At 32.8% G+C, this 26,381-nt stretch carries 33 protein-coding genes and 7 pseudogenes; 37 read left to right on the top strand and 3 right to left on the bottom strand.

Annotation, left to right across the window (positions count from 1 at the left end; all coding sequences use genetic code 11):
* Positions 1-125: 125 nt before the first annotated feature.
* Positions 126-1,208 carry an S-layer homology domain-containing protein gene (locus LMD38_RS10545; RefSeq protein WP_062822243.1) on the bottom strand — a complete coding sequence of 361 codons (1,083 nt, stop codon included), beginning with the start codon at positions 1,206-1,208 and terminating at the stop codon, positions 126-128.
* Between the two features lie 322 nt (positions 1,209-1,530).
* Here LMD38_RS10545 and LMD38_RS10550 point away from each other — a divergent pair, with 322 nt between their 5' ends.
* The 23 genes and pseudogenes from LMD38_RS10550 to LMD38_RS10660 all read left to right on the top strand — a co-directional run.
* Positions 1,531-1,953, top strand: a complete 423-nt coding sequence (locus LMD38_RS10550; RefSeq protein WP_016718045.1) for a hypothetical protein — start codon at positions 1,531-1,533, stop codon at positions 1,951-1,953.
* Positions 1,954-1,979: 26 nt separating this feature from the next.
* A complete protein-coding gene (locus LMD38_RS10555) occupies positions 1,980-2,285 on the top strand; it encodes a WXG100 family type VII secretion target (RefSeq protein WP_000014540.1) in 306 nt (101 codons plus the stop codon).
* 22 nt (positions 2,286-2,307) lie between these two features.
* A complete protein-coding gene (locus LMD38_RS10560; protein WP_062822242.1) occupies positions 2,308-3,027 on the top strand; it encodes a DUF5081 family protein in 720 nt (239 codons plus the stop codon).
* Positions 3,027-3,353, top strand: coding sequence for a hypothetical protein (locus tag LMD38_RS10565; protein ID WP_001198193.1), 327 nt, complete (start codon positions 3,027-3,029; stop codon positions 3,351-3,353). Before LMD38_RS10560 ends, LMD38_RS10565 begins: the two co-directional genes overlap by 1 nt.
* Before the next feature lie 33 nt (positions 3,354-3,386).
* Entirely contained in the window at positions 3,387-5,153 is a 1,767-nt protein-coding gene (locus LMD38_RS10570) for a DNA/RNA non-specific endonuclease (protein ID WP_062822241.1), read from the top strand.
* A 1-nt stretch (position 5,154) separates the two neighbouring features.
* A complete protein-coding gene (locus LMD38_RS10575; RefSeq protein WP_000007322.1) occupies positions 5,155-5,646 on the top strand; it encodes an immunity protein YezG family protein in 492 nt (163 codons plus the stop codon).
* 350 nt (positions 5,647-5,996) lie between these two features.
* On the top strand, positions 5,997-6,647 hold the full coding sequence (locus LMD38_RS10580) for a hypothetical protein (protein ID WP_062822240.1): 651 nt from the start codon (positions 5,997-5,999) through the stop codon (positions 6,645-6,647).
* A gap of 8 nt (positions 6,648-6,655) precedes the next feature.
* Positions 6,656-7,192 (top strand): SecY-interacting protein Syd, encoded by a 537-nt coding sequence (locus tag LMD38_RS10585; protein WP_062822239.1) that lies wholly within the window; start codon positions 6,656-6,658, stop codon positions 7,190-7,192.
* Positions 7,192-7,384, top strand: a pseudogene (locus tag LMD38_RS10590) (endonuclease V); the annotation flags it as partial. The gene LMD38_RS10585 and the pseudogene LMD38_RS10590, both read left to right, overlap by 1 nt.
* 314 nt (positions 7,385-7,698) lie before the next feature.
* Positions 7,699-8,489, top strand: a pseudogene (locus LMD38_RS10595) (ADP-ribosyltransferase).
* Positions 8,490-8,549: 60 nt separating this feature from the next.
* Positions 8,550-9,329 (top strand): hypothetical protein, encoded by a 780-nt coding sequence (locus LMD38_RS10600; RefSeq protein WP_062822238.1) that lies wholly within the window; start codon positions 8,550-8,552, stop codon positions 9,327-9,329.
* Between the two features lie 19 nt (positions 9,330-9,348).
* Positions 9,349-10,062, top strand: a complete 714-nt coding sequence (locus LMD38_RS10605) for a pentapeptide repeat-containing protein (RefSeq protein WP_062822237.1) — start codon at positions 9,349-9,351, stop codon at positions 10,060-10,062.
* A gap of 113 nt (positions 10,063-10,175) precedes the next feature.
* On the top strand, positions 10,176-10,880 hold the full coding sequence (locus tag LMD38_RS10610; RefSeq protein WP_080454392.1) for a hypothetical protein: 705 nt from the start codon (positions 10,176-10,178) through the stop codon (positions 10,878-10,880).
* 13 nt (positions 10,881-10,893) lie between these two features.
* Positions 10,894-11,592 (top strand): SMI1/KNR4 family protein, encoded by a 699-nt coding sequence (locus LMD38_RS10615; RefSeq protein ID WP_062822236.1) that lies wholly within the window; start codon positions 10,894-10,896, stop codon positions 11,590-11,592.
* A gap of 428 nt (positions 11,593-12,020) precedes the next feature.
* Positions 12,021-12,554: an AHH domain-containing protein gene (locus LMD38_RS10620; RefSeq protein ID WP_228920280.1), complete on the top strand. Its 534-nt coding sequence runs from the start codon at positions 12,021-12,023 to the stop codon at positions 12,552-12,554.
* 5 nt (positions 12,555-12,559) lie between these two features.
* Positions 12,560-13,708 (top strand): suppressor of fused domain protein, encoded by a 1,149-nt coding sequence (locus LMD38_RS10625; RefSeq protein WP_062822235.1) that lies wholly within the window; start codon positions 12,560-12,562, stop codon positions 13,706-13,708.
* A gap of 211 nt (positions 13,709-13,919) precedes the next feature.
* Entirely contained in the window at positions 13,920-14,303 is a 384-nt protein-coding gene (locus LMD38_RS10630) for a hypothetical protein (RefSeq protein WP_201099524.1), read from the top strand.
* A 22-nt stretch (positions 14,304-14,325) separates the two neighbouring features.
* Complete coding sequence (locus tag LMD38_RS10635) at positions 14,326-14,787, top strand: Imm30 family immunity protein (protein WP_061130544.1); 462 nt, start codon at positions 14,326-14,328, stop codon at positions 14,785-14,787.
* A 589-nt stretch (positions 14,788-15,376) separates the two neighbouring features.
* Positions 15,377-15,721, top strand: a complete 345-nt coding sequence (locus LMD38_RS10640) for a DUF2185 domain-containing protein (protein WP_061130545.1) — start codon at positions 15,377-15,379, stop codon at positions 15,719-15,721.
* Positions 15,722-16,061: 340 nt separating this feature from the next.
* Positions 16,062-16,493 carry an SMI1/KNR4 family protein gene (locus LMD38_RS10645; RefSeq protein WP_062822234.1) on the top strand — a complete coding sequence of 144 codons (432 nt, stop codon included), beginning with the start codon at positions 16,062-16,064 and terminating at the stop codon, positions 16,491-16,493.
* Positions 16,494-16,668: 175 nt separating this feature from the next.
* A complete protein-coding gene (locus LMD38_RS10650) occupies positions 16,669-17,325 on the top strand; it encodes an SMI1/KNR4 family protein (RefSeq protein WP_061184296.1) in 657 nt (218 codons plus the stop codon).
* Between the two features lie 444 nt (positions 17,326-17,769).
* Positions 17,770-18,045, top strand: coding sequence for a hypothetical protein (locus LMD38_RS10655; RefSeq protein ID WP_062822233.1), 276 nt, complete (start codon positions 17,770-17,772; stop codon positions 18,043-18,045).
* A 70-nt stretch (positions 18,046-18,115) separates the two neighbouring features.
* Positions 18,116-18,340: pseudogene (locus LMD38_RS10660) on the top strand (Imm30 family immunity protein); the annotation flags it as partial.
* Positions 18,341-18,524: 184 nt separating this feature from the next.
* Here the strand turns inward: LMD38_RS10660 and LMD38_RS10665 are convergent.
* Positions 18,525-18,779, bottom strand: coding sequence for a SunI/YnzG family protein (locus LMD38_RS10665; RefSeq protein WP_000900622.1), 255 nt, complete (start codon positions 18,777-18,779; stop codon positions 18,525-18,527).
* Positions 18,780-19,085: 306 nt separating this feature from the next.
* Between LMD38_RS10665 and LMD38_RS10670 the strand changes: the two genes are divergently transcribed.
* The 6 genes and pseudogenes from LMD38_RS10670 to LMD38_RS10695 all read left to right on the top strand — a co-directional run bounded on the left by LMD38_RS10670 (position 19,086) and on the right by LMD38_RS10695 (position 21,139).
* Entirely contained in the window at positions 19,086-19,418 is a 333-nt protein-coding gene (locus LMD38_RS10670) for a DUF3895 domain-containing protein (RefSeq protein ID WP_061182938.1), read from the top strand.
* A 98-nt stretch (positions 19,419-19,516) separates the two neighbouring features.
* Positions 19,517-19,876 carry an Imm3 family immunity protein gene (locus tag LMD38_RS10675; protein WP_061182939.1) on the top strand — a complete coding sequence of 120 codons (360 nt, stop codon included), beginning with the start codon at positions 19,517-19,519 and terminating at the stop codon, positions 19,874-19,876.
* A 65-nt stretch (positions 19,877-19,941) separates the two neighbouring features.
* A pseudogene (locus LMD38_RS10680) lies at positions 19,942-20,144 on the top strand (ankyrin repeat domain-containing protein); the annotation flags it as partial.
* Entirely contained in the window at positions 20,137-20,271 is a 135-nt protein-coding gene (locus LMD38_RS10685; protein ID WP_048525239.1) for a hypothetical protein, read from the top strand. The pseudogene LMD38_RS10680 and the gene LMD38_RS10685, both read left to right, overlap by 8 nt.
* A 64-nt stretch (positions 20,272-20,335) precedes the next feature.
* Positions 20,336-20,827, top strand: a complete 492-nt coding sequence (locus tag LMD38_RS10690; RefSeq protein ID WP_061182940.1) for an SMI1/KNR4 family protein — start codon at positions 20,336-20,338, stop codon at positions 20,825-20,827.
* A 60-nt stretch (positions 20,828-20,887) separates the two neighbouring features.
* The gene (locus LMD38_RS10695; RefSeq protein ID WP_061182941.1) at positions 20,888-21,139 is read left to right on the top strand and encodes a hypothetical protein; all 252 of its coding nucleotides are present in this window, start codon (positions 20,888-20,890) and stop codon (positions 21,137-21,139) included.
* A 127-nt stretch (positions 21,140-21,266) separates the two neighbouring features.
* Here the strand turns inward: LMD38_RS10695 and LMD38_RS10700 are convergent, their stop codons facing one another.
* Positions 21,267-21,884 (bottom strand): DUF4241 domain-containing protein, encoded by a 618-nt coding sequence (locus tag LMD38_RS10700; RefSeq protein WP_016718024.1) that lies wholly within the window; start codon positions 21,882-21,884, stop codon positions 21,267-21,269.
* 664 nt (positions 21,885-22,548) lie between these two features.
* On the opposite strand from LMD38_RS10700, the gene LMD38_RS10705 reads away from it, so the two are divergent.
* From LMD38_RS10705 to LMD38_RS10740, 8 genes and pseudogenes are all read left to right on the top strand, one after another.
* Entirely contained in the window at positions 22,549-22,854 is a 306-nt protein-coding gene (locus LMD38_RS10705) for a hypothetical protein (RefSeq protein WP_000836238.1), read from the top strand.
* Positions 22,855-22,932: 78 nt separating this feature from the next.
* Positions 22,933-23,172 (top strand): annotated as a pseudogene (locus LMD38_RS10710) (DUF7021 domain-containing protein); the annotation flags it as partial.
* A gap of 50 nt (positions 23,173-23,222) precedes the next feature.
* Positions 23,223-23,714 (top strand): SMI1/KNR4 family protein, encoded by a 492-nt coding sequence (locus LMD38_RS10715; protein ID WP_062822231.1) that lies wholly within the window; start codon positions 23,223-23,225, stop codon positions 23,712-23,714.
* Between the two features lie 61 nt (positions 23,715-23,775).
* Positions 23,776-24,564 (top strand): Imm47 family immunity protein, encoded by a 789-nt coding sequence (imm47, locus tag LMD38_RS10720; RefSeq protein ID WP_062822230.1) that lies wholly within the window; start codon positions 23,776-23,778, stop codon positions 24,562-24,564.
* Between the two features lie 56 nt (positions 24,565-24,620).
* Positions 24,621-25,175: an SUKH-4 family immunity protein gene (locus tag LMD38_RS10725; RefSeq protein WP_062822229.1), complete on the top strand. Its 555-nt coding sequence runs from the start codon at positions 24,621-24,623 to the stop codon at positions 25,173-25,175.
* A 69-nt stretch (positions 25,176-25,244) separates the two neighbouring features.
* Positions 25,245-25,796, top strand: coding sequence for an SUKH-4 family immunity protein (locus LMD38_RS10730; RefSeq protein ID WP_000602767.1), 552 nt, complete (start codon positions 25,245-25,247; stop codon positions 25,794-25,796).
* 3 nt (positions 25,797-25,799) lie between these two features.
* Positions 25,800-26,153, top strand: a pseudogene (locus tag LMD38_RS10735) (hypothetical protein); the annotation flags it as partial.
* Positions 26,154-26,160: 7 nt separating this feature from the next.
* A pseudogene (locus LMD38_RS10740) lies at positions 26,161-26,315 on the top strand (SecY-interacting protein Syd); the annotation flags it as partial.
* Between the last annotated feature and the right edge of the window lie 66 nt (positions 26,316-26,381).

Consider the following 26,381-nt stretch of genomic DNA (forward strand, 5'->3'; position numbering starts at 1 on the left):
TCAGTAGTGGTTTTACAGCTTTGTATTATGTTAAATAGGTAGGAACAAAATAAAATCCCTCAAGAAAAGGCACGTTCTTGAAGGATTTTTTTATGCTTTATATATTTTATATTGCTTGTAACATATTAATGGTGTTCACTTTTAGATATTTCAGCGCGTTGAATATAACCATCAGAGAAGCTGAAATAAAGAGAATAGCTTCCTCGATTATATATAAAGCCTTCGCTAGTCATATCCTCTCCGATTAAATCGGGCTCACCAAACCACTCTTTTAATTCATTGATAGAGATATCCATTTTCACCCATATATATCTAGCGTCCGAAGGGTACATGTCAATATTATAATCTCCGTATACCGCTGTATTAGGTGCATCACATTCTGTACATGGTGCTTTTTTCAAAACATCAGGCACTCCATATTCTTTTTTTACGTCAGATAGCTCTTTACCCAATGAATTTAATTTAAATGGACCAAACGTCCCATTCTCTAAAGCTGTTGTTAACATTTGTTTCATTTCTTCTTTTGTATTGATGTTGAAATTATAATCTCTGTTTTTTGCTATTGCATTATATAAAAATTGTGCATACTCCTCACGTTTCACAAGCGTGTTGCCATTGTAATTACCTGCCTCATCACCGTAGGATATTCGGTTACTACGTAGCGTATTTACAAATTTATAAGCCCAATGATCTTGAGGTACATCTTTAAAGTTATTTTGTCCTTTTGATTGTAATTGAAATGCTTTTTGTAATACTACTGCCATTTCATACCGAGTTAATGCATCATCTGGACGAAAAGCACCTGTTCCATCACCTGTCATAATTCCGGCTTGTACAATAGCTTTAATATCCTTTTCAAACATATGATTTTTAATATCGTTAAACATATTGCTCTGTTCATTGTTTGCTGTTAAACCTAAATAACGAGCGATTAAAGAAGTTACCTGGCCTCTAGTAATATGATCCCCAAAACCAAATTTTCCATTTCCATATCCGTTAAAAAGTCCTGCTGCTGCTAAGTAATCAATAGCATCTTTTGACCAGTGGTCCTTTGGTACATCTGTAAATACAGTGTTCGCATTGCCAGATACTTTATCGTTATTCGTAGTTGTTTGTGCGTTTGCTGTGCCTACCATCGTTGTAGTTACTAGAGCTGCGGTGATTACGAATCCGAAAATTTTTTTAGCTTTGCTTGTTTTCTTCCCCATTTGCGAAAGCCTCCCCAGTTTAATTTAACTTTATTAAACATACGTATTACACATATACATCTAATACAATTAAATGTATACATCGCAATTATAACATGTTAATGATGATCATTTGTCATTCATTTCCTTTATGTGGATAAAATTTCAATAATCTAATTGAAGAAAAATGCGAAAGCTTTTTATAAAATATGGAAATGTTAAAATCCCTTTGATAAAATAGCAATATGCAAAAATAATTATTTATAAATTCTCAATGTAATGAATATTCATGTTCAAATATACGAATTTAACTACATAGTTATTGTAATAAAGGGGGAGAAAGATGTTAGATGAATTGTACAATGCTTTTTTAAATGCATCGGGTTTTACAGAAAGCGCGAGGAAACGAGACCAGTATGATAAATTACATGATTATTTGAAAGATCAAGAAAGAGAGTTAAAGCAATACATTCAAGAGGCTGAATCAGCGAAGAGAGATTATGAGAGTAAAAGTAATGGTTTAGAAGCAAATAAAATTCCAGCAGTGGAATTTGAACAAAAACGTCATGAAAAGGATGAAGACTTACATACAGTATTATCCTATTTTAAAAGTGAATTAAGCAATGTTGGATCTGCGATAGGTACAGCTTATGCAAAGTATTTGGAATATAAAGCGAAAGCAGAAGCGGAGAAAGCGTCAGCATACGCTGCAGCGACCAGAGCTTTTGAAGAAAAGAAAAAGGAAATTGAAAAACTTATCCATTAAGTATACAAAGAATGGAGGGAACTAATATGAGTGGTAAAGAGGTTGAAATTATAGGAAGTAACACTGCAAGTGCCATTTCTTACGCACAAAACATAGAGAACGGCATGAAAGATTCTTTAAATCAAGCGAAAAACTTAAAAGCGTACGTTACATGTGCGAAATGGAATGGAAAAACGAGAGATGCCTTTTTAAGTTATCTTGATTTAATCATTCAATATAACTCAGAAATGGTAGAGGCATTTGAAGGACATACGAAAGCTTTGAAAGAGTTAGAGAAAAGTATTCAAACGTATGGCGATATATCGGAAGTAAGGGCGATAAAAAAATTGTGATGGAGAAATGAGGGATAAAAGAATGGGGAAAGAAATGGTTTTTGCACCTGCTGAATTATATGTTCTCGCAGGTGCAGCTGGGGTTACCGATATATTTGGATTGCCAAACCGTGACGTAATTATTTTACTTGATGAAGAATGTGTCACGAAAGCAACTACGAGTTTAAAAGAAAAGGGCTTACTTACAAGTGAAAATGGAATTACCCCTGCCGCTTTTCAAATGATTGAGCTATTAAAAGAATATGAAAATTGTCATGAATACACGAGAATGAATAATGTATTAATTGGCTTTTTGAAAGAGGATAAAGACCGAGTGGCTGTATTAACGGAAATAGAGCCAAATAAAAAATACGAGATCGACTACATACCAAAGCCAGACGTATATTTTTCCTTATTAACACGCATCCCTTTCTTATTGAGAGAACCGAGGGAAATAGAAGATACATTTTTCTCAAAGAGAATGACAGAAGAAGAACAACAAACATTTGAGGAAAAAGATTTATCAAATAAAGATGTTATAGCGATAGAAACATATACGAGGCCTCGGAGTAACAGAGGAGGAAAATGGGAATGTTTCTTATATTTCACTGAAGGAGAAGATTTCGTTCAAATTGATGTAGAACGTAATCGGTATGACTGGGTGAGTCTCTATGCGGTAAATAAGAAATTGTATGACGTGTTAAAAATGCCGTATAAAAAATTAATTGACCCGAGACAATTTTCGTTAGGAGGTATTGAATAATGCAAGTATCAATGGGAGATGGTGGTTCTGGTGGTGGAGAAGAAGTATTAGTTAATTTTCAAGAACTACTTGATATAGTAATGAAATTAGAAGATATATATAAAATCCATGTAGACGTCATTGGAACGAATATTGAGAGTTTATTAAGCAGTGATTTTTATCAAAAAGGTGAAGCGATGAGAGTAATTGAAAAATATCCTGATATATTACACAAAACACTTGAATTTGCTGAACACTATTCTAGGTCGGCGAGACTTGTAAGGGTCGCATGTGTAGAAATGCTTGAAAAGGACGAACAATTACGTGAAATATTAAGTAAGTTGTAGAAATCACCATACGGCTGGGGAGATGAAAACGAAATGGATGTGAAATATAGACCTGAACCATGGCAAAACATGGGGGATGGTATGAATCGAATTACAAAAGATGCACTCATAAAATTACAGCGCGCAAATGAATTATTGAAAAAAATTGATGGAAGAATACGAGATTTAGACTCAGATGGCAGTATACATTTTAACCCAAAAGATCAATCGCAAAAAATCGGGGAATTACTTGATAGCTATTCGACATTACAAAGATATTGCGGAGAAGCAGGGCGATTGGTCTCTGAACATATAGATAAACCTTTTTTAGTAGAAATGGATAAATTCGCTCAAAAAATGAGAGATACATCTATTCTCAGTTTCGAAACAGATAACCGAATTGGCTCCACAACAACGACAGTATTACCAGATGCGCACGCAGGGTACGGAAGTGTACCACAAACAATAAAAACAAAAAAAGATAAAATAACAGTAGAAGATATTTTTAGAGATTCACCTGCATTTGATAACGTACTGAGAGAGGAATACAAAGAACTAAAAAAACAAAACCCAGATGCAAAATTAAATTATGAAGAATATAAGAAAGTAGTCCCATCCACACGAGGATTTGAATATAAATCGATAGAAGATGAACAGAAAAAACTAGAAATGGTGCGAGACATAGGAATAGGCCTAGGAATCATCATCACAACAATCCTTTGCCCACCACTCGGAACCGCTGCGGCAGTTGTATACGGCGCTGTACAAATCAAAAGTGGTATCGACGGAGAAGACTGGGGAACACACCGGAAATTGAGCCAAGAAGAGCGGGTAGGAAACATCATTTTTGGCGGATTAGACGCAATCCCAGTTGTTGGAGCAGTAGGAAAAGGAGTAAAAGCATTCAAAGACACGAGTGAATTAGCTGATTTAGCGAAATTATTAAAATTCAAAGAAGGAATGCCTGGTTTTAATCCAAATTTGGGTGGAAATGTGGTACAATCATTGCGTGATAATAAAGCTATTATGCTTGACCGTTTGAAACTAGTAAGCCTTAAAATGGAGAAATCCGGAAATGAAAAGATGTATCAACTTGGCGAAAAAATAGCCAAAAGCATAGATGATAGGACAGCCAAATCAGCAAGTTTTGAAGTTGACGGAAATGGCTTACTAATATCTAAACAAGGTGGTACAGATTTCCAAAGCTGGGTGAATAAGCATCATACAGAAAGTAATAAGATTATAGATGATAAGATTAAGGGTGTAGAGGCTTCTCTTGCTAGTAAGGGTACGGGTGAAACTCCTAAGATAACTGAAATAAAAGAGAAAGATCTTGGGAAGCACATTATTAAAGGGAAAAATGGAAGGAAAGAACTTGCGCCAAACGTGCGTTATATTACTGAGGATGGTTATAAATATACAACAGATGAGCTTGGTAGAATAGTAGATGTTGAGGCAGGAGAATTAATACTTCAAAAAGGAAAACGAAACACAGGAATGCAAGTGGCTGCAGGAAGAGAAGATAGATTGCCGGATGATGATGGTGGGCATTTGATAGGGACGCAATTCCATGGATCCGGTGATATTGATAATTTAGTCGCTCAAAATAAACAAATTAATCGTTCGGGTGGAGAATGGTATAACATGGAGAAAGAATGGGCTAATGCATTAGGTGGAAAGCCTCCTAAAAAAGTGTCAGTAAAGATTGAACCAGTATATAGTGGACAATCAATGAGACCAAATTCGTTCATGGTAGAATATCAAATTCAAGGGAAGAAACCGGTTATACGTGAAATTTTAAATAAAGCAGGAGGTAAATAATATGTCATTTGAAAATGAATTAAATAAACTTTATCGTAAAATTGCTGAAAAGATAAACGATATGATACCTGTTGAATGGGAAGAGTTTTACTTCAATGGTGAGGTGAAAGATGGGGAAGGAGGAGTTTATTTTTTCTATACAACCTTAGATGAAAAACAAGAATATAAATATTCACACTATATACCTAGAATGTATAATGTTGATAGAAAAATTTATAATCAATTTCTGCACGAATTATTTGATTTGACAGTTCAATTACAACAAGTATTTATTGATAATCAACAAGAGGCGTGGTTTTCAGTTACAATGATTGTGAATGGTGAAGGGAAATTAACAGTTCGGTTTAGTTATGTTAACTGGAATGATTCAGAATTTGGACCTTCAGATAGAATTGAATATTTTGAGTATAAATATTTAAATAGAGAACTAACAGATGAAATAGACAAAGAACTGATGGCAAGAATGAAAAAGTATGAAGAAGAGCGGTCTTAATATAAAAAACATAGTGATTTTGTAAGTACAATGTGCAATTCTAGAATGGAAAACAAAGTGCGAGCTTTGGCGAGAGGAAATTTTATTGGGCGATGAATATAAACTATGGAATGGGCATGAAACTAACGAACTCGTACAAACTCGTAAGTTTTAACGTAGTAGTTGTCATACTGTTACTATAAAACTTACAAATTTATGCTACTTAAAAACATATGAACTTAAAGCACTTGATTGTCTACGAAAGGCAACAAGTGCTTTTTTTATAGATAGGCATGTTATAAAATTTTAAAAATTATTTTTGTGAATTAAAGTTAACACAAATTACTAGTATTATATAATTAGTAAAAGTTGTGGACACGGACACCGTATCCCCATTCGTTAAAGGTGTAGAAATACTGCCAAATGGAAGTGTCGTTAGAACTGGAACGAACTATAGCGGGAAATTCCAAGAAGCCCATGATGCCTCAAAGGCGAGTATTCAGAGTAGGGTCTCGAATTTGGAGAGTGGTGGGGTTAAGGGTACGGGTGATATTGATAATCCTATTAGAACATATCGTGGTGTAGAACTTCAAAATATAGATCCAGTTTATATTGCATCTCAACGTACAGTTGTTGAGATGCCTTTTGTTGGGAAAGGCGAAAAGTACACTAATGCAGAAGGATGGAGACGTGATTTAAAGTATTTTTGGAGTGAACTCCTTGATCGACATCCAGAAGCATTCAGCCCGAATAATAGAGCAATAATAGAAGGTAGGAATCCTTTTACTGATAGTCCTGTTAATGATAAGGTGTTTAGGGAATATTTCTCTCAATATGATGTTAAAGGTGTTAGGGGGGATAAATTAGTTCATCATCATATTGGTGGAGGTGGACAAGCATTTCCAGTGCCCCAAAAACTACACCCAGGCTCCGGTGGAATTCATAATATAGAAAAAGAGGCAGGGATATGGGGGAAAGATAAAATTTATTCAGAGTTACTACAGAAACTTATTAAGGAGTGATTTCTAATATGAAAGAGGTTATGAAAGACTATTTTGAAAAATTTATAGATAAATGGATGGAGTACAACAATTCCTTACCGCAAATAGCATGGAATGAAGATGTAGATGAATTTATATATTCGGGTGAAGAAGATGAATATGGATATATTTCTTGGAAACCAATAGAGAAGGGAGTGGAATTTTCCTTTGATGAAATTGAAAGTCAATATAATGTTCAGTTACATGATTCGGTGAAGCAGTATTTCAATTCATATTGGTTTTTAGAATTAACGGGATGGATTTCTTTTTATAATATTAATTTGCACCCCGTTATTCCAGGGATTGAACCAGATTATTTTATTTCACTTGTCAAAGACTATGCAGAATCTAAAGAGGATATTTTTAAATTTTTCCCAATTGGTTTTGAATCAAATGGCATGTTAATAGTACTAGACAACAATACAGGTGAAATTTTAGTTGAAGATTTTGAATTAAATGAGTATAAACGAATAACTAATAGTTTAGAAAGTCTCATTTCACAATTGAAATTTAAGGATGAACAATAGAAATCTATAGTCGAACTTTAAGTACGACAAAATGTTCAACCTATTTTTGTTTCTTGTAGGAACTGGATTGATTTAGATACAAGTACTGAAATTGTTATGAACTGTATTAATAATGAGAGTCATTTATCTATTCCTGTTAGATTAGCAGATTTAGAAACACATAAAATGAGGAAGAAGTTAATAGGAGAATAAAACAATGTATTCTATATTTATTAAGCAATAACTACAAGTAGAATGCATTTATATAAACTTGTAAGTTTTACCTAGTATTTGTCACAACATGTAAGGCTGTCGAACTGTTACTAAAAAACTTACAAATTTAATACTACTTAAAAATATATAAATTTAGAGCACTTGATTGTCTACTAAAGGCAACAAGTGCTTTTTTAATAGATAAGCATGCTATAAATTTATAAAAATTATTTTTGTGAATTAAAGCTAACCCAAATTACTGGTATTATATAATTGAAAATACATTAGCAAAAGTTGCGGACTTCGTATCCCCAATCTTTAAAGGTGTAGAAATACTGCCAGATGGAAGTGTCGCTAGATCTGGAACGAACTATAGCGGGAAGTTCCAAGAAGCCCATGATGCCTCTAAGGCGAGTATTCAGAGTAGGATCTCGAATTTGGAGAGTGGTGGGGTTAAGGGTACTGGTAGTAACGCAAACCCAAACAAAATTAAACTAACCCCGGAAAGAGAAAAATACTATCGAATAAAAATAGATGAAGCCAAAGCACGGGGGAATTATAAGGAAGCAGATAACATTAGGTATAATCGTCATTGTGAAGAAACAAAAGAGCCTTTAGAACGTAAAGAGTGGGATGTTAAGCGTGAAAATTTAAAGAAAAGTCAAGAGCGTGGAAGAGAAGAAGAAATAAAAGGGAGAAAAGCTTTGGGAGAACATCTTGATCGCCAATTAGAGGACAATAACTCTGGCAAGGTTGTTACGTATACATCCAGTGAAGGGCATCTTACGCGTTCAGATAGTATTGGTCGTAATGCTAAGGATGAAATCGATTTAGTTCATGATCAAAAACACAAAATAAGTGACAAAGAACACGTTATTCATAATGACAGTCAAATACGAGCTGAAAGAGAGATGCTCGAAGATAAAAATGGAAGTCAATTGTGACAATATCAAGTGATAAACCCGATTTGAATGGGATTCCTCCTCATTCAAGACCAAGTGGGCCTTTAGCGAAAGAGAGTGACATTTTCTATGCTGATCCAAATAGTGGTAAAGTGACACAAAAATGGGAGAACAATACACGTTTACCTGGTGGAGGTAGGTAGAAAAAACTATGAATAAAAATTATTATGTGACAATATTTTTTAGTATTAAGGAGGATATACATGAAACCTGATTTTTTCTCAATTACAATGTATCCTACAGTATCTTTTAACGAAGAAGAAGTATTAGGTCGTCTTTTGGATGTGTTTGAGTCAAATGAAAAATTTGCTCCTACTCATTGGGGTAACAGTGAAATGGTACGAGTAGAATATAATCGTCAGGAAATCCTGGAAAAAGTAGTTTCAGAGCATAAAGTATCAGAAGTTTACCTTTATCGTGATAAATCGGTGAACTATAGTGGGAGTTTTGAAGTTAACTGGAGTCATCGCTCATTTTTGAAGTTTGAGTTTCATAAATCGATACCTAAAAAATTATGGCCTGCTTTTTTTGAGTTATCTGACCAAATTGCAGAAATTGCGAAACCAAGTTATGGAGTAACTCAAATTTTTTGGCCTTTATCATATCCGTGGAATACCGAACGTGAACGATTACAAATGTGGATGGAAATATCTTCCCAACCAATACCAGTTAGGTTTCTTCCTAACGGTCCCTTAGGGATAGGCGCTAGAACATACTTTAGTGGTCATATTTTAGAAATGTTTGATAAGGAATTATTACAAAATAGTCCAGCTGTGGTATCTGAGCTAGATTGGGGTGGCCTTTGTATTGATATTTTAAATAATCCATTAGGGAGTGATAGTGATACATTACTTGATAATTGGCTACAAGTAATGAAGTATTTGGAACCAGCACAAGTAATGGCTATACCAAGTTTTGATGAAGATCAAATGGGTGTAACTTATTCTCCAAATATTGCTTGGAAGGACTATCTGAAAAGCTAAATGAAAGGAGATCGTAATAATGAATGAGAATGGTAATGATAGAATAAGAGTCATGGAAATATTAAATAGATCTCAATACAATGATGAGGTTATAGATGGGCTAGATATGAGCAATTTAGATCTTACTTTTTCAGATTTTTCAGAGGTGATGGCAGAGGGTATCATGGCAAAACAAGTCCATTTAAGAGCTTCTTCACTAATGAGAGCATCTTTTTTTGATTGTGATTTTGAGCTTGCTGATTTCAGGAGCTGTAATTTAGAGGAAATACATATTGCAGATTGTAGATTTGGTGAAGCTAATTTCTCTAAAGCCAATATGAAATATGCAAAGGTAAATATAAGTAGTTGTTTTGAAACATGTTTTGATGAAGTTGATTTTTCATATGGAGAATTAGTTGGAACAATATTAAATCATGCTACTTTTCGCCATGCAAATTTGGCAGAAATCAATGCGGAACAGGCTGACTGTACGGGAACAAATTTCAGCAACGCGAATCTTACAGAAGGTAACTTTGAAAAAGCATATTTAGAAGATGCTAATTTATCAGAAGTAGATGCTAGAAATACAGATTTTACAAACGCGGATTTAACAGGAGCGACCCTTTTAAATGGTGATTTTACTGACGCGAATTTTACCGGTGCTAAACTTGACAATGTAGTTTGGACAGGAGCAAAGGTAGAAGGAGCCAAGTTTGACGAAAATGTGAAGGAACAAATCTTAAAAATGATTTAAATATGATGGGAAGTATATACATTTAAGCACTCGAAAACCTATGATTGGTAGCGAGTGCTTTTTTCGTAGAGATTGATAAATAAGTGAAAATCAATATAGATTATTTTTAAGGATTGTTAGATAGATTAAGTCGGGAATATTATATAATTGAAAATACAGTAGCAAAAGGTGTGGACTCCGTAACCCCATTCGTTAAAGGTGTAGAAATAATGCCAGATGGAAGTGTCGTTAGATCTGGAACGAACTATAGCGGAAAATTCCAAGAAGCCCATGATGCCTCAAAGGCGAGTATTCAGAGTAGGGTCTCGAATTTGGAGAGTGGTGGGGTTAAGGGTACGGGTGATATTGGAACACCGCCTCGATACGGGGAAAGAAGAATCTCAAAGGAATTATATGATGAATTAAGAGATGGAACGCCTACTGCAAAGCTACGGGAAAAAGTTAATGAGGGCATTGAGGATAAAATAGGAACGCCTGACCCTGCTTTACCTGGTAAGTATATTACAGATAGACTTCAAGCTGATCATATCGTATCGATGAAAAATATGGCAAAGATGGAAAATTTCGATAAATTAACGAAAGAACAACAACTTAAGGTTTTAAACAATGAAGAGAATTTTCTAGGATTAAGTGAAGCAGCCAATAAATCTAAGGGGTCTAAATCTTATTCTGATTGGACAATTTATAAGAAAGAAAAAATTGAAGTTGATCCTAAGTTTAGAGAAGAAATGATAAAGAAGGAAAAAGAATTAGAAATGAAATTACAAAAACAAATTGATGATTTTGTTGAAGGAAATAAAAAGGATATAGATAAATAAAGGAGCTAGAATTATGGAACAAAAACTTGGTTTTTTAAGAAAATATAAAAGAAATGCACAACTTATATCATGCCATGAGATTAATAAACTTGATAGTGGGAAAATACCAAATTCATGGTATGAATTGTTTCAAGAAGAAAACGTAGACAAGAGAGTTGAGAGTATTTTATCGATATGGAAAGAGCAAGTAGGAGTGGAATTAAGAAACACTATTTCTTATTTGTCTAGGCACCTTGAAGAAGTAGAGCTTATGAACACAAATGGTAGATATTCAATTTTATACACTATTAAAACAGATAATGGGGAAATTCTATATTATGAAGGGGGAAATCCCAAAGATGAGTTTAATAATGAAGAATTAGAAAAATCTTGGGATAAGATTCCTTCAACAATACGAAATTTTTATCGAACTGTTCATAATGGTTTCTATTTTTATGCGAGTCAATCTATGGGTTTAGTTCCTTTAGAAAATGTAACTTTTTTTGATGATGATGAATGGGGTATTATTGAGGAGTTAGAAGAACCTTTACAAATTGATTTACAAACTACTTTTGGTTTCTTTAAAAGTGGTATGGGTGGTTATGTTGCAGTAGATTATAAGAATTCTAATAATGATAATGCGATTTTATGGTGGACGAATAAAGAGCCTAGATATAATATGAATTTTTGGGACATAGTTGATGAATGGATAGTAATTGGATTTGAAGTTTAGTTTCAAGGTTCTGTTGCAAAGTTTTTATATAAACAAAAAAATCCTAATTTAGTAGGTAGAGTTTATACAACTTTGAATAGATTCTCTAATTCCTTGTACGTCGAAAAAACGAAGTACGAGCTTAGGCGAGATGACATTTTACCGGGCGATAAATATAAACACATGGAATGTATATAAAACTAACGAACTCGTAAGTTTTATCATAGTATTTGTCATGATGTACAAAAGGTGTCATACTGTTACTACAAAACTTACTAATTTATGCTACTTAAAAACATATGAAACTTAAAGCACTTGATTGTCTATTTGAGGCAACAAGTGCTTTTTTAATTGAAATGTATACTATAAATTTATAAAAGTTATTTTTATGAATTAAAGCTAACAGAAATTACTAGTATTATATAATTGAAAATACATTAGCAAAAGGTGTGGTCTCCGTACCCCCAATCTTTAAAGGTGTAGAAATACTGCTAGATGGAAGTGTCGTTAGAACTGGAACGAACTATAGCGGTAAATCCCAAGAAGCTCATGATGCCTCAAAGGCGAGTATTCAGAGTAGGATCTCGAATTTGGAGAGTGGTGGGGTTAAGGGTACGGGTAAGGTTACTAAGGATGTAGACAAAATTGATTATGGAGCTTATTTAAAAAAGAATATAGGAGATCCTCCAAAAGATATGTATGATCCGCATGCGCATCATATTGTATTTAAAAAGGGAAATGGAAAAGCCCAAAAAGAATTAGTTAAAGAGGGGCAAGAGATATTAAAGGAATATGATATTGATCCGATTTTAGGACTTGAAAATCTTGTTTGGGCTCCCAATAGGGTTAAAGGTCAGCATGGTATTGAAGCGCTTAGAAATGTTGTTGATAACCTAAAAAAAGTAAGAGATGCTGGTGGAGATAGAGATGATATATTAGAAATGCTTAATAAACTTGGAGATATTGCAAAAAGGAGGAAGTAATTAAGATGGATAGTAAGCAGGTTGCAAAAGAAATCAGGTCATCTATAAAAAATGGCAATGTTGAAGAGGTGGCTGAATTAATTGGTTCTAATAAAGAACTTTTAAATATGATGACACCTTTTGGGACATGGCTTCATGTGGCTGCTTCTAGAGGAAAGTTGGATATAGTAAAAAAACTAGTAGAACTTGGGTCAAATATAAATACGTTAGGTGGTGTATATGGTGGTGGAGCATTAAACGAAGCTGCTTCTGAAGGGTATATTGATATAGTAAGATATTTATTGTCATGTGGAGCTGATATGGACACAAGTGAGCCCGAAAGGAATCCATTGTTTGGTGCAATTAGTAATGAGCATGTTGATATTGCAAAACTGTTAATTGAGAGTGGGATAGATACAAAAGTTAAATATAGTGGTGAATCCATGAAAGATATAGATGCATTAACTTTTGCAAGGGAACAGGGTCAATTAGAAATTGTAAAGTTATTAGAGAACCAAAAAGAATTGAATACTACTATAACCGAAGTAAATGATAATAATCAAGATTATCATGATGAAATCTTAGAGCATGTAACTAAATACTTTGGAACTATCCAAAATACTATAATTGAGATTGTTCCTGGTAGTAAAGTTTCAGTCAATATCCATATAATTTCTCCGTCAATGAATAAAGATTTTGTAACTATGGTAACTACAGGTATGAGTGATGTACCTATGGGTTATTCAAATGAAGAAAGCGAGTTTAAATATGCAGAATTGTTATTGAAATTGCCTTTGAGTTGGGTAGTTGGGAAAGAGAATATGGAGGAAAAAAACTATTATTGGCCTCTTGAATGGTTAAGGAAAGTAGCTCATATTCCACATATTTATGATGGATGGCTTGCTGAAGGAGTTATTCTTCCCAATGGAGAACCCCCACAACCATTTGCATCGAATACAAAATTATCATGTATAATGGTATGTCGTCCCAAAGAATTCGGACTAGATAGAGTTCAAGTTGAACAAGGAGATATAAATATATATACACTTGTTCCTATTTATGAAGAAGAAAGAAATCTGGCGTTAGAAAAGGGTTATGAGTACCTACTTAAAAAAATGAATGAGAAAGGTATCTCAGATGTTTTAGATATAAACAGGGTAAATGTTGGTTTATAGTAAGAATTATAGATATTATTTAACGTAATAATGCTACGTTAGACAGGCCGATTATAGTCAGATAACACTATGATTGGTCTGTTTTTTTGTTTATTTAACTGAGTGCTTGCTTGTTTTACAAGAGAAGAAGAGTACTTTTTTGATTTTAGAACGAAAAGTGAAAAGAGAATTATAATTTTATAAGTGCACTAAGGGTACGGGTAAAGCTCTATTGACTAATGAAGGAAAAGTTGGAACCTATAAACAACTTGTGAAACAAGGAACTGCTTTTGATAATATTACTCCACATCATATGCCTTCTGCAGAGAAAATGAAACAAGCTGGTATAAAAAGGAATGATGGTGTGAGTATGAATATGGAACAACCTCATCCTGGAACCGGTGGGAGACATCGTGAAACATATACATATGGTCTATCAGGAGAAAAATCGAAGGCGTATTTAAACCTTAGCTTTCGTGATGCCTTAGCTCATGATATTTTGGATGCTCGAAGAATTTATATAAAAGATGGTTTATATACTGCTGAGATAAGAGAAGGTTTAAGAGAAGTTATTAAAAGAAACAAAGAGCTGTATCCGCATTTATTTGATAAATAAAACATGGAAAGGATGATTACCTTTGGATATTAAGAGTCATCTAAAAAGACTATACGATAATCGTTTATTAGAAAATGAAAATGAGATACGAGATTTTAATGAGTCATTAATGGAAGTAATAGAGTACAACGACGTCTCTGTTATTACAGATTTATGTTTAGTTTTGGATGATGAGACTGAGCAATTTGAGGTTATGTTTGGTTTGATTCATGGAATAGAGAGCTTATATAAAAATAATATAGAAGAAGGACTTGTATGTATTGCTAAAGCTGTTCCGAAGATGATTAACTCAGCAAAAGAATGGGTAGAAATTTTACATTATAGAATTCTTAATCACCCTCAAGTAAGATTAGCATATGGAAAAGTACTTTCGGGATTTGATCCATCAATTACGATTAGTATTAAAGAATTATTGATTGATATAAAAAATGAAGACCCTGATATGTTTAGTGAATCTGTTAATGAGGTAATTAAGAGCATCTAATGTTTAAAGTTGAAAAGATATAAAAGCACATAAGGCAAGTCAACAACAAAAGAACTTATTATTGTAGTGGAAAGAAAAAGAATAGGTTGTTTAAAAGTGCATACTCCATGATGGTTGTACCATCATAGAGTATTATGTGCAATGGTAGAATAGAAAACGAAGTACGAGCTTAGGCGAGATGACATTTTACATGGCGATAAATATAAACACATGGAATGGACATAAAACTAACGAACTCGTACAAACTCGTAAGTTTTAATGTAGTAGTTGTCATGATATACAAAAGGTGTCATACTGTTACTACAAAACTTACAAATTTATGCTACTTAAAAACATATGAACTTAAAGCACTTGATTGTTATTTTGGACAACAAGTGCTTTTTTCATAGATGTATGTAAACTTAATGAATAATGCGCGGTATATATTAATAAAAGAAAATAGATTGTTAATATTGTATAATTGAAATTAGAAGAGCAAAAGGTGTGGATTAGTAGTGGTTCAAAGTATCATTTGAAAGATCATGTGTGGATTATACCAAAGAGTATTCTTTGAGAAATGATTTATTAAATCTTATTGAGGAGTATGAATATGAAAGTTAATAATTCTGACTATGGAGGTTTTATTGTTTCTAAGAATGTTGTAGCAGGAAAACCAATACGTTATACATTTAGAGAAAAATCAGAAGTTCCTCAATTAAATGGGTGGACTATTTACTCTTCAGAAGATAATGATGAATATGTAAATGATTCTAGTAACTTTCAAGTTTTAGGAGCAAACTCTGTATTAGAAATAGCACCAGTTATGTTAGAAATTTTTGATGCTCCCTATGGAACAGACCTATGTTGGTTGTATAAAGAAGGTGTTCATGTAGGATTTTATGATTTGATAAGTGAAGATGAGAAAGATATTGGTCAAATTGTAAAAGGAAATTGATGCTATTTTGTGAGTTCTTTGGGCACTGCCAAAAATACATTTCCAATAAGAAAAGTCAACAGCTACGTTAGGAGAACGTAGCTGTTGACTTTTTTAAGTGTCATTTCATGACAAGAGTTATTTATCATCTTTGTTTAAGTTAATGGTTTCTTTGTTTTTACGAACTTCAAGGATAGCTTTTCTCATGTCTCGTTCGATTCGTTGCTTGTAAAGAAGTTCTGTAAATGCTCTGAAGCATTCATTACCACTTCCAACATACACTCGAATCAATCAGTTTAAATAAAAAAGCTCGTCTTTTTCATCACTGTTTTCTCAACAAAAATAGAAAGTTAAAATTAAAATGAACATACTACATAATATCAGTGCTATGTATACTGTTGATACAAAAGAACCTCCTTCGAAAGAAAAAGAAATTAAAGCGCTTCAGCATTTCTCAGTAATAGATGTACCTACAGAATATATAGAAATGATTCAGCTAGCTTCAAATGTTGAAATTAATGTTAATGACCAAATGTATATTAGGATATGGGGAGCTTCGGATTGCATAGAAATGAATGAAGCTTATAAAGTGCAGAATTACCTTCTTTATTCACTCGCAATTGGTGATGATGAAGGTGGGGGTGCATTAATTTATCTACAAGGTAAAGATGGTTTTGGTATATACTATAACAGTTTTGGAAATTTAGACATGGAGGATGCAGTTAAAATTGCACCATCTTTAACCGAGTTATTAGTAAATAATGTAGGTGTGAATATCTTATTAGACATTTGAGAACATGTAGAGAATTTGGTGTTATAGTTTCATTGTAATTTGTTTTCTAATAACTATAGGGAATACAGCAAAGAAAAAATAACAATATCTATTATTAATATTCTTGGCTTAGTTTGTTAGTAAACAACCAGATACAAAAGAATACATATAAAGTATGAATAGGGATGTAGTAAAAATGACAATGATACAATTTAATTCTTATCATCAAAAAGTAGAGATAAAGAGAAATTTAGAACTTATGAACTTAGAATATAAAAAAATTAGAGAGTATGTAAATTTTGATGTATGTTCTTTTGAGCAATTAGATGAATTTCAAGTAGGATACAGCATTGACACCGATGGAAACTCCCTTGTAACCGATGAGGAAGATACTTGGGATGCAAATTGGATTGTTATTGCATATGAAACTATGTGTGGAGATCCAATTATTATTGACTTAAGTGAGGAAGGATACCCTATATCTTCACTCATGCATGGAATGGATAGTTGGAGTGGTGGCGATTTTCTTGCAGATTCCATGGAATCATTTATTAATTTTATGAAAGATATAGGTGATTTTCTAACTGAGAAACAAGTGTTAGAAGGTAAAAGAATGATACTAACTAAAGAATTGGATATATTGTTAAATGAGTTTTTGGAAAGAAATAAATTTACTGATTTTGAAATATGGAACTCTTTATTAAGTCCATTATTTGATATCGCAGAAGAATATGAGCAAACAATGGAGAGAAAAATCAAAAAGATGAAGGAAGAAGGAAAGAAAATAACGGAAATTGCCCACATGCTTAATATAAAACCTAAAGAAGTGTATGAGTATATTAAGAAAGTTTAATAATGCCTCTTTACTTTAGCGAGAACAATCAGGAACGATGATAGAGCGATACAGGCAGAAAATGCTTGGATTTTTTATAAAGTCCAAACAAAAATCTGCTGAAGAAGAATCCATTTTGATCAATCTTTTTTCAAGATGGATGTTTTTTATTTATCGTAAAACTTAGGATTGAGAGTTGTTTTTGATTAGAATTTATTTCGAAGCGAGGGCAATGGGGTTTCGAGGTAGCTCTGCATGAGTAAAGATACTTACAAAAAATCAATGAAATTCAAAAGAATATCCATAAGTGAATACAGTATGGAGAATGGGAACGAAGGACGATGGACGCGGAAGGTGGCTACAGGGATGAAGTATGGTGAAAATACTAAGTTAGTTGAGGAAAGGCCATTGTTGGAGTGGTGAAAAATAGAAATAAAATTTATGATAATTAAATAGGAGGACATAGTGAACAAGAAAAGGCAGTTAATTCAACAAGTAAAAGTCGTGATACATAAGTTGGAGAAAGACTATGCGAAAGATATTAATAGTGGTATTTTACAATTAATATATAAAAGATATAAGAAAGCGTTAGAAATATTAGAGAATAACGAGGATACTAAGGGAATAACCATTGTGGGTGGCGTACGTGCATATATGGACAGTCACAATGATTATCCACATACATTATTAGAAGAATTATATAAAGCTGAAACAATCACCAAAGAATTAACTAACAGATAGTGATAGAGGAAAAACAAGACGTGATAAAATAAGGGAGAAGTTTTATAAAAAGCAAAATATAATTCTTGTAATGTTTGAGAGTGCAAAAGAGTGGGCAATGCTACTAAACATAAGAATTTTAAATAATGATTTATATAGAAGTGAGTATGCTAAAGTACTTGTAGGAATGAATCATGATATACAACTAACGATAATTAATTTACTTAATGAAATTATTGCTGATAACCCTAAAAGATTTGAGAGGACTGCCAATGAGGTTCTTAGTCAATTACAAGGAGTTCATAAAAATAAATAAGAATTGTAGAACTACTGTATTATAGATAAAACTAAGAATACCCTAGCGAAGAGCTAGGGTGTTTGTGTTATATAGTTTCACCATATGCTTCCGAATTAGGAGCAGGAGTAATCAACGAACCTTTTGTAGCGTTTCCTATAATAGAATGAAAGTGTTTAACGTTTAAATATAGGAAGAAAAACAATTAAGCTTTTATTTTATTTAAAATGGATACTCTATTAGTAGTGAATAATAAATAATTTTGTTTTACTGTCTTAATTAAAATACGATCAGTTGTACCATATGCTGTTCCAATTCGGATTACGCTTTTTTCTTCAACACCAGCATATGTATTATCTTCCGTTACCTCAGTGATTTCACATAATGGAATATGAATTTTAGAGAATTGCCATGAAATAATTAGTTCATCTTTTGTTTTTTCAACATGAATACCTAACATATTACCAGAACCTTTCTATAATAAAATTTTACTCGTACTATTTTATTATACAAATTTATAAATTGTAATTGTATTTTTTTACAGAGAGTATACAATTAACAACGAGAAAATGTTCATTATTACTTTCATTCCTATTATAACGAATTCTACAATAGAAAACAGAACGTATATTTGGTATAATCGGAATATACTATATGAAACGATGTACATGAGTTTGGGATTTATGAAAAAAGGTAACATAATAATACATACGCTATAGGATTCAGTTCATGTTATACAAATCAATCGTTAGAAAGGAAAAGAAGTATGAATCAAATTTCATTCGAAGATTTATTTGAAGAAGAAAACAAACGAGAAAAGGTGGAGGTAGCTGAGACCCCTGTGCCTTTATTGCCCTTACAAAAGGATATTTTAGAATTAATTAATTCTGAAGAAATAAGTGCACTTGAGTTATGCGAACAATTAATACGAGCTGGTAAAATATCAGATGAGAGATTCACAACGAATAAGCCTAAAGCATATGGGCAAGTATGCTTACTATTAGAAGGTTTTGTTAAAGAAGAAAAGCTTATTTTTGTCAAAAGTGATGAGAAAAGAGATAGAGTATATAAATTGAATGAAGAAGATTCTAACGAATAAAATGTGTAAAGTATAGTAATGAAATAAGGAAGTCCTCATATTTGTGTTGAAAGATTATTTTCACATAAGCGTGGGGATTTTTTTTTGAGGGAGGATGTATGAAAGATTGGGAGTATAATGAATTATTTCATGCAATTCGGGAGGCGTATGAAGAGTTATTAGATGAAGAGAGAGGGTATCGATATGCTATAGCAAAACTAGCGGATGAATTTGATAATTTAGGAAAGATTGAAGGTGTTATAGTTGATACTGCCATAGGAGAAATTGCAGTAGTCGATCATCATATAGTTTTTGTTGGGCGTATTGAAGGTATAACAAAGAGGCTAAGTATGTTTAACCCTCAAGAGGCAGAAGGAGAATTGACAGTAGAGGAAATAAAAGATTTATTGGGAAGAATAAATAATGTAATAGAAGGGTTGAAAAATGTAAAGGTTGCTTATAAATCTTCGATTGAATAGTTCATGTTTCTGCAAATCTAGGAGACATAGTTAGACAAGAGAAAAGAAATATAGGAGGTGATGTTGTGGAGGAGAAAAATATAAATAAAAAAATAAGAAATGCTATTAAGCTTGGTGACATTAATGAAGTAAAACGTCTAATAGGTGATAATCCAAAATTTTACATTCGATGACACCATTTGGTACGTGGTTACATGTTGCAGCAAAGAAAGGACATATTGAAATTGTTCAGCATTTGATTAATAAAGGGATAGATATGAATGCTAGAAATATTTGAAGCACCATATGGAACAGCCCTTTTTTGGGTATATGAAGATAATGTACATGTTGGTTTTTACGATTTAGTGAAAGACTGTATGACAGATATAAATAAGATTTTAAATGTAATTTATTAAGGTCTCTTATAACTATTTTAGATGTGTAGTAATTAATTGAGGAAATTCAGAGGGATGGTGCGAGATGAATAAAGTAGAATGGAGATCACCAGATAAGCCTTTATTGCGAGAAAATGTAAAGAATGTGGAAAAAGAGTTGGGCATTCATTTTCCTTTAGATTATATAGAATGTGTAATGAAGAATAACGGAGCACATGTTAGCCCAGAAGTATTTGAAGTTGAGGGGAAGAGAAAAGTTTTTGGTACATTACTAACTTATGATATGGATGATGATGATGAAAATATTATTGAGGTATTCAATGACTACAATGGCACATTACCTAGTGCATTGGTGCCATTCGCATTTGATCCAGCAGGAAATTTAATCTGCTTTGATTATAAAAATCATAAAGAAGATCCAATTGTCGTCTTTTGGGAACATGAGGGGGCATGGGAAAAGGAAATATTGATGGAAAGTGAAGGGGTTACGGCTGAGGAAGCAGAGGAAGTAGCGAGAGAAAATGTATTTTTTGTAGCTAATAATTTTACGGAGCTTTTAAATAAGTTACATGATTAATAGTGGGAAAGGGATTTAAACTTATTTGGCTGTGATAAAGCAAATAAAAGGAGTAGTAAAATGAAACCGAATTATTTTACAATCGCAATATATCCGACTGTAGCATTTAACGAGGAAGAGATATTGAATCGTCTTCTAGATGTATTTGAGTCAAACGAAAAATCCGCTCCTACTCATTGGGGAAACTGTGAAACGGTGCAGGTAGAATATAATCGCCAGGAAATCATAGAAAAAGTAATTTCGGAGCGTAGAGTGTCTGAAGTTCAACTCTATCATGATAAAATGACGGGTTATATTCACTTAAGAATATAACCCTATTTATTAGAACCAGTAGTATATAAGGAAATTATCCCACGGGTTATTTGCAAATATTAGACGGGGGATATTTGACGCTGTAAAAGAAAAAATATTGACTCTTATATCATTATTGATGTTGTCCTCAATTTTCCTCATGTAGCACTTGAAAATCAGTAACAAGTGAAACGATTTTTCCTGCTTCATCGATTCCCCAATAGGAAGGATAAAATCCATCTCCATAACCTGAACGGAATATAATGATATTACTTCCTGTTTCCTCACACACCACGCAATTTCCCCAATCTTCATCATGTTCTGTTAGTATGTCATCTATAAGATCATCATACAAACTAGTAAATTCTTCTCCTAGTTCTTGTTGTAACCTGTCTTCTATTTCTTCTAACTTACCAATTGCTTCAACATCTGCAAAGCACCCTAAGCCTGTATCAACTGGGTAACCAAAAATATATCCGTCTTCCAGTTCACTTATATTTTGTCCTGGTTTTGTTGCCCTCTTCCATCCTACCGCTTTTGACTCCGACAATTTTAATTCAGCACCAGCAATGACTCCATCTTCCTTATGCCACCAAGCAACAATTGGATATGTACCTGGCTGAATTGTTTGTTCGAAGTGATTTTCATTAAAAATAAGAGGATCACAAGCAACAATTTTACCTGAAGTAACTTTCAACTGTTCTAGTGCTTCGGAACGCAGGGCCTCACTATCCGGTTTAGATAATTCACGTAATAACTTTGACATAATGTTTCTCTCCCTTTCCTTTTAAAATATTTGTTGGTGCTGCCTCCCATATATTTTTACATGAGTTACATTTGTGTTCTGTGGTATTTCTAGCGCCTTTGTATGTTCCTATAACTTCGATATTATCGCCATGAACTTCTAAAACCTCTGCGGCATATCGTACCCGCATTTTTCTAATAGTTCCGCAACATATTCTTCATGCGTTTTACGTTTTCGGATACATTGCTCCCCCGTACAAGTGTAGATGGAACAAACCTTTATTCATTGAAAAATATAACAAATGAATTTGACTTTAAAATTAGACCCAGTTTTGAGGATGTAAATAATAATCCACCCGTTGATTATATTATTTTAAGGGTGAAAATGCATTAATTAAAAATTCAATAAAAGAAGATCGAACTAGATAGTCTTTCTAGATTGATCTTCTTATTTTATATTCTCAAGGGATATTCCCCTTCACTGCAACTCATTGCAATATGTCTACTTCTGTGACACATTACACAATTGTACAGAGATAATGAAGTAATATGAAAAATAATATAAAGATTTTAATTTAATTCTATATATTTTTTATAAATTCTAAAAGTAAATCCCTTATTTTTGGTATGATTGACAGAGATTATTTAATTTCTTATGAATATTCTTGAAAAGGGAGTGATGCTGTATGAAATCAATAAATGTAAATGGGAATATATATCATATTGAATCTGTTCCTTTTGAAGATAAGAGTGAGCAGGATGAAGAAGGATACTACGAATATTTTTACAAAGGAGTCAATTTATCGTTTCACTCGGACAAAGAAATAATTAAAGCCCGAATTTATGACGACGAAGAAATAATATATTTTTTAAAAAATCCATTTCTTGCTTTTGGTAAAGATTTTGAAGCTATAAAAGTATATATAATTAAAGAATATGATGTAAATAAATTTAAAATTCCAGGTGAAAAAAAAGCCTATATAGAATTATAGCTATAATTCTATATAGGCGTTACCATGACCAATTATAATAAAACAGGAAAACTCACAAAGTACTTATGCCTGTGGGTGATGAAAGGAATGTATTCAAAATTGAGTAAATCAAGTGAAATAAGTAGATTTGAAAATAGATTCTCAGAAAATGTGATTGAAATAGCAGCTGTCACAGGGGCATTAGGAATCGGTGCATCAAAAGGCGGTGACAACATTTTGTGGACTGCGTCAATTGATTTGATTGCGTGGAAAGACTTACATAACAATGAAGCGATTACAAAAGAAGACATACGACTGGCATGGTTGGTTGATGATGCAATTAGTTATTTTGGATAAACGTGATGTGATTTGTTAGGAGGTGAAGTTAAATGAGAAATGACTTAACATGGCCAGTACCGGATGAGCCAGTTTCAGCAGAATATATAAACAATGTGGGAAAAGAGATAGGGTGTATATTTCCAAGTGACTATGTAGAATGTGCTACAAATAATAATGGTTCAGCTGTATTACCTTATAAATTTGAAATAGATACGATAACAAAGGTATTTGGAACTTTACTTTCTTATGATGTAGATAGTAGTGAATATATCGTTAAAGTATATAACCAGTATATTTCTACTCTGCCAAATGAATTGGTACCATTCGCATTTGATCCAGCAGGAAATTTAATTTGCTTTGATTATAAAAATCATGAAGAAGATCCAATTGTCGTCTTTTGGGAACATGAGGGGGCATGGGAAAAGGAAACATTGATGGAAAGTGAAGGGATTACGGCTGAGGAAGCAGAGGAAGTAGCGAGAGAAAATGTATGCCATATTGCTAATAATTTTACGGAGTTTTTAAATAAGTTACATGATTAATAATATTATTCATATGAAATGGTTCGTATAAATGTAAGCAGCAATAAAAGGAGAGAGAATGATGGACTTAGAGCATTTAAAAAAAGATATTTGGTATGGAGAAGTTTCTAATCATACAATTGAAACTCTTAAGTCTAACTTAAGGGATAGTGCAACAGAGAAAGAATCCTTTATTTTAATTAATGAATTGTTAAAGCTTGGTGATTTCTCTGTAAAGAGGTTACTAATCGAACTTATGAATAGTACTCGAGATGAGCTTGTTTTGAATTTATGCACTAGACTATTTTGTTCAGCAGCTACTCACGATGATTTATTAGAAACGAATAATTTGAAATTCCTTTCAAGTGCTTCAGAGGATGGAGTTCATAATTTTGTAGTAAGTGCTGGTGAAACTCTTTCATATCATGTAGTACCATATCTTTTAGCATTACTAGAAGAGTGGGAAGATACCTTTGTTGAAAAAGCTATAAGAAATGAACTTTCATGGATGCTTGGAATTGAGGACGAGTATTATGAAGTATCGTTAGAAGAATTTAATGAAGCTTATTCTAGTTTTATCGAAAATAACGATACGCAAGAATACTATTATCGTAATAGACTATCTTTTCCTGGAGATTTGGCAAAGGAGTTAGTTTCGGAAGTTATGAGTTCTTTAAGAGATAGAACTACTTATAATGTTGTTACTATACCTTCCGTTTTATCAATTTGGAGTGGAATCAAATGTCCAATTCAATACGATACGATAATAACAAATGAAAAAAATAGAGAGTTAATGTCATATATCGATGTTCTAACAAAGAAAGAATGGAAGATTGGTAAAAAGTATTTTTATGGATATGTAGTCGTATAAGAAAGCAATATACGAGTAAAATCGAATACAGAGTGTATGATATACAGGAGGATAAAATGATCTCACCACAAGATTTTTTAGTGAATTGGAATGAAGAAATATACGGTTTAATTCATTATAATGAAAAAATCATTCACTCGTTTTCCTTCTCGAAAGAAACGAAAGACTTCTTAATTAAAGCAGGTTTTCCCGAGTCTGCTCCTCCATTTCTTACATTTGAACCTGCGGATAACGGTGGCGGGATAAGGTTGAGCGAGATACAAAATAAATTAGGTACGATGTATGATAAGTTTATATATTTTGGATTTACTGGTAGTGGAAATCCAATCTGTATTGATGAATCTAAATCACAACTCGTATATATAGATTATGACAATGAAAATAAAGTTGTTCTTATAAATAGTACGATAGAGAAGTTTGCAGAATCTTTACTTGTCTATGTGGAATTTATAAAAGAAGTAAAGGCTGCCAATGGAAGAAAGGCTTATATTGAAAAAAATATACCTAAAGGTTTGGTGGAGTGGATTTCTAGTGCACTTCGAAAAATTGATGCAGCTGCTTTAACAGAAGGATGTTTTTGGACAGAGGAACTAGGGAGTTTTAGTGAATAAGTGTAGATAATACCATCTAGTAGCCCAATTAAATCTTAAAAGACATAAATACATCAAGAAGGTGAAAAAATGATACTACCAGAGGATTTTCGAGAGAAATGGGATGTTAATAAAGATGGCCCACTCATTACATTTCCTGAAAAAGAATTAATAAACAAAAACTTTTCAGCTGAAGTGAAACGATTTTTGTCTATAGGAGGCTTGCCAGAAACACCGCCACCATATTTAGAATTTACTTCATCTCAGTCTTTCGTAAGGTCTATTATAAATGTATTTCATATGCCAGAAGAGTTTCGAAAATATTGGTATTTAGGAACAACAAGTTCTGGAGATCCAATTTGTATAATTGAAAAACAAGAAAAAATAGTATTTCTAAATAATAGTGATGCGTATAAAGAAGTGTTTATGAATTCTTCTATACAACAATTTGCAGCATGTTTATTAGTATATTCAAAAATGATTGATAAGGCAGTAGAGATAAATGGTGAGGATGCCTTTATCGATAATAATATACCAGAGTGTACAATAAGTTGGTTGAAGGAAGAATTGAAAAAAATTGATGATAAGTGTATGGAAAAGGGTTCTTTTTGGTGTATGGAAATTGAGAGCTTATATGAATAATTAGAAGTGAAAGAAAAGAATAAATGGAGTACAAAGAAGAAAGTGACCGTATTTGGGTTGATATTATTTGTATTTATTGGATTACCTACTATCGAAGGGTATCAGAATAGTAAACTAGTTGAAGAAGGTACATCATTACATGCAGAAATTGTAGGTAGGCATGTAGAGAAGGAATTCATGTTTACACATCCAACATTAGTAGTTGAGGTAGACGGTAAAAAGCATAATGTATGGGTAAGTGAAGAGACATATAACGGAGCAGAGTGGTTAGGTAGACTAAAAGTCATCAAAACAAAAGATGGTAAAGTGGAGAAAGACCCTAGATATGAGGGTGAAGACTTAATCACGAGTTATTAAGGGACAAGATAAGGTTCCTATAGTGGTAGAAAGAAATGGTTCACTATTTGTTTTAAATAATGTAAGTGGAAAGAACGAATTCGAGGATTTCGAACGTGGTTGTTTATAGAGGTTTCGAATAGTTTAAATGAGTTGATTTCTAGTTTGAGATTACAAAAATAGTAAAGTGAAGAATGTTTATGTGAATTATAGACCGGCTAGAGGGGCATGGAAAAGTGGAATATAGTG

Origin of the sequence: Bacillus pacificus (assembly GCF_020861345.1) — a bacterium.
In the GTDB taxonomy this organism is placed as follows: domain Bacteria; phylum Bacillota; class Bacilli; order Bacillales; family Bacillaceae_G; genus Bacillus_A; species Bacillus_A pacificus.

Coding starts and splice junctions, on each gene's coding strand:
- LMD38_RS10545 (WP_062822243.1), bottom strand. CDS start 1,208: ATGGGGAAGAAAACAAGCAAAGCTAAAAAAATTTTCGGATTCGTAATC.
- LMD38_RS10550 (WP_016718045.1), top strand. CDS start 1,531: ATGTTAGATGAATTGTACAATGCTTTTTTAAATGCATCGGGTTTTACA.
- LMD38_RS10555 (WP_000014540.1), top strand. CDS start 1,980: ATGAGTGGTAAAGAGGTTGAAATTATAGGAAGTAACACTGCAAGTGCC.
- LMD38_RS10560 (WP_062822242.1), top strand. CDS start 2,308: ATGGGGAAAGAAATGGTTTTTGCACCTGCTGAATTATATGTTCTCGCA.
- LMD38_RS10565 (WP_001198193.1), top strand. CDS start 3,027: ATGCAAGTATCAATGGGAGATGGTGGTTCTGGTGGTGGAGAAGAAGTA.
- LMD38_RS10570 (WP_062822241.1), top strand. CDS start 3,387: ATGGATGTGAAATATAGACCTGAACCATGGCAAAACATGGGGGATGGT.
- LMD38_RS10575 (WP_000007322.1), top strand. CDS start 5,155: ATGTCATTTGAAAATGAATTAAATAAACTTTATCGTAAAATTGCTGAA.
- LMD38_RS10585 (WP_062822239.1), top strand. CDS start 6,656: ATGAAAGAGGTTATGAAAGACTATTTTGAAAAATTTATAGATAAATGG.
- LMD38_RS10600 (WP_062822238.1), top strand. CDS start 8,550: ATGAAACCTGATTTTTTCTCAATTACAATGTATCCTACAGTATCTTTT.
- LMD38_RS10605 (WP_062822237.1), top strand. CDS start 9,349: ATGAATGAGAATGGTAATGATAGAATAAGAGTCATGGAAATATTAAAT.
- LMD38_RS10615 (WP_062822236.1), top strand. CDS start 10,894: ATGGAACAAAAACTTGGTTTTTTAAGAAAATATAAAAGAAATGCACAA.
- LMD38_RS10625 (WP_062822235.1), top strand. CDS start 12,560: ATGGATAGTAAGCAGGTTGCAAAAGAAATCAGGTCATCTATAAAAAAT.
- LMD38_RS10640 (WP_061130545.1), top strand. CDS start 15,377: ATGAAAGTTAATAATTCTGACTATGGAGGTTTTATTGTTTCTAAGAAT.
- LMD38_RS10645 (WP_062822234.1), top strand. CDS start 16,062: ATGAACATACTACATAATATCAGTGCTATGTATACTGTTGATACAAAA.
- LMD38_RS10650 (WP_061184296.1), top strand. CDS start 16,669: ATGACAATGATACAATTTAATTCTTATCATCAAAAAGTAGAGATAAAG.
- LMD38_RS10665 (WP_000900622.1), bottom strand. CDS start 18,779: ATGTTAGGTATTCATGTTGAAAAAACAAAAGATGAACTAATTATTTCA.
- LMD38_RS10670 (WP_061182938.1), top strand. CDS start 19,086: ATGAATCAAATTTCATTCGAAGATTTATTTGAAGAAGAAAACAAACGA.
- LMD38_RS10675 (WP_061182939.1), top strand. CDS start 19,517: ATGAAAGATTGGGAGTATAATGAATTATTTCATGCAATTCGGGAGGCG.
- LMD38_RS10685 (WP_048525239.1), top strand. CDS start 20,137: ATGCTAGAAATATTTGAAGCACCATATGGAACAGCCCTTTTTTGGGTA.
- LMD38_RS10690 (WP_061182940.1), top strand. CDS start 20,336: ATGAATAAAGTAGAATGGAGATCACCAGATAAGCCTTTATTGCGAGAA.
- LMD38_RS10695 (WP_061182941.1), top strand. CDS start 20,888: ATGAAACCGAATTATTTTACAATCGCAATATATCCGACTGTAGCATTT.
- LMD38_RS10700 (WP_016718024.1), bottom strand. CDS start 21,884: ATGTCAAAGTTATTACGTGAATTATCTAAACCGGATAGTGAGGCCCTG.
- LMD38_RS10705 (WP_000836238.1), top strand. CDS start 22,549: ATGAAATCAATAAATGTAAATGGGAATATATATCATATTGAATCTGTT.
- LMD38_RS10715 (WP_062822231.1), top strand. CDS start 23,223: ATGAGAAATGACTTAACATGGCCAGTACCGGATGAGCCAGTTTCAGCA.
- imm47 (WP_062822230.1), top strand. CDS start 23,776: ATGGACTTAGAGCATTTAAAAAAAGATATTTGGTATGGAGAAGTTTCT.
- LMD38_RS10725 (WP_062822229.1), top strand. CDS start 24,621: ATGATCTCACCACAAGATTTTTTAGTGAATTGGAATGAAGAAATATAC.
- LMD38_RS10730 (WP_000602767.1), top strand. CDS start 25,245: ATGATACTACCAGAGGATTTTCGAGAGAAATGGGATGTTAATAAAGAT.